The organism is Marinimicrobium sp. UBA4509, from assembly GCF_002388575.1.
Classification (GTDB): Bacteria; Pseudomonadota; Gammaproteobacteria; order Pseudomonadales; family Cellvibrionaceae; genus Marinimicrobium; species Marinimicrobium koreense.
In genome coordinates this window covers 4,750-6,100 of the sequence record NZ_DGMV01000055.1, presented here as the reverse complement: position 1 = coordinate 6,100, position 1,351 = coordinate 4,750, and the positions used below count along the sequence as shown (strand labels likewise).

Annotated in this window: 2 protein-coding genes; both read left to right on the top strand. The window is 62.4% G+C overall.

The window, feature by feature from the left end:
- A partial coding sequence (locus B3520_RS10585; RefSeq protein WP_286876015.1) for a penicillin-binding transpeptidase domain-containing protein occupies nucleotides 1-333 on the top strand: 333 nt, incomplete at its 5' end.
- Nucleotides 330-1,351: rod shape-determining protein RodA (rodA, locus tag B3520_RS10580; protein ID WP_286876013.1), on the top strand; the 1,022-nt coding region annotated here is incomplete at its 3' end. The genes B3520_RS10585 and rodA, both read left to right, overlap by 4 nt.

Below are 1,351 nucleotides of genomic sequence, written 5' to 3'. Positions count from 1 at the left end.
GTGGGGGTGATGCACGGCGAGCGCGGAACCGCCCGCCGTGCGGCCTATGGGGCGGACTACCAGATTGCCGGTAAAACCGGTACCGCTCAGGTGGTCGCCATTCCCCAGGGGGAGGAGTACGACTCGGAGGCGCTGGAAGAGCGTCAACGCGACCATGCGCTATTTGTTGGTTTTGCCCCGGCGGATGACCCGCAAATTGCCGTGGCGGTGATTGTTGAGAACGGCGAATCGGGTTCCGGGGTGGCCGCGCCGGTGGCGCGTAAAGTGTTTGATGCCTATCTGCGGGGTATTTACCCTCTGGCGGATCCTGTGCTGGGGGCGCGCACACCATGAGTCATCAGGATTTTCTACGCCGCCTGCCCGAGGCGGGCCAGGGGTTGCGCCGCCGGGATCGGCTGCAGCAGCGACTGCACCTGGACTTTACGCTCTTATTGCTGCTGTTGGCCGTAGCGGCCTACGGTCTGGTGGTACTTTACAGCGCCAACGGCCAGTCAATGTCTGGCATTCAGCGCCAGGGTGCCTATTTTCTGGTGGCCTTCGTCGCCATGTTCGTTACCGCTCAGGTGCCCCCCCATCTGTTGCGTCGCCTGGCGCCCTGGATGTACGGCGGCGGTGTTTTGTTGCTGGTACTGGTGTTGGTGCTGGGCATCGGCGCCATGGGGGCACAGCGCTGGCTCGGCATTGGCGGATTCCGCTTTCAGCCCTCGGAGGTCATGAAACTGGCGACCCCCATCATGGTGTCGGCCTACCTGGGGCAGCGGCTGCTGCCGCCGCGGTTGAAGCATGTTCTGCTGACCCTGATTCTGGTGGCAGTGCCGGCTTTGCTGATTGTTCAGCAGCCGGATCTGGGGACGTCACTGTTGGTAGCCTCTTCGGGGCTGGTGGTGCTGTTTTTCGCGGGGCTGTCCTGGCGCTATATCGTCACCGCCTTTGTCGCGGTGCTCGCGAGTATCTGGCCGCTGTGGAAGTTCGGTATGCACGAGTATCAGCGCCAGCGCGTGCTGACGCTGTTCAACCCGGAGCAGGACAGCCTGGGGGCCGGGTGGAACATTATCCAGTCCAAAACCGCCATCGGCTCGGGCGGCTACTCCGGCAAAGGGTGGCTTCAGGGTACCCAGTCCCAGCTCGACTTTCTGCCCGAAGGGCATACCGATTTCATTATCGCCGTGCTGGGGGAGGAATTTGGGTTGATGGGGGTGCTGTTGCTGCTCGGGCTGTATGTGCTGATTATTGCCCGGGGCCTGCTGATCGCCCTGCGCGCCCAGGACAGCTTCAGCCGGCTGCTGGCGGCGAGTATCACTTTTACCTTTTTTGTGTATATGTTCGTGAACGTGGGCATGGTGTCCGGCCT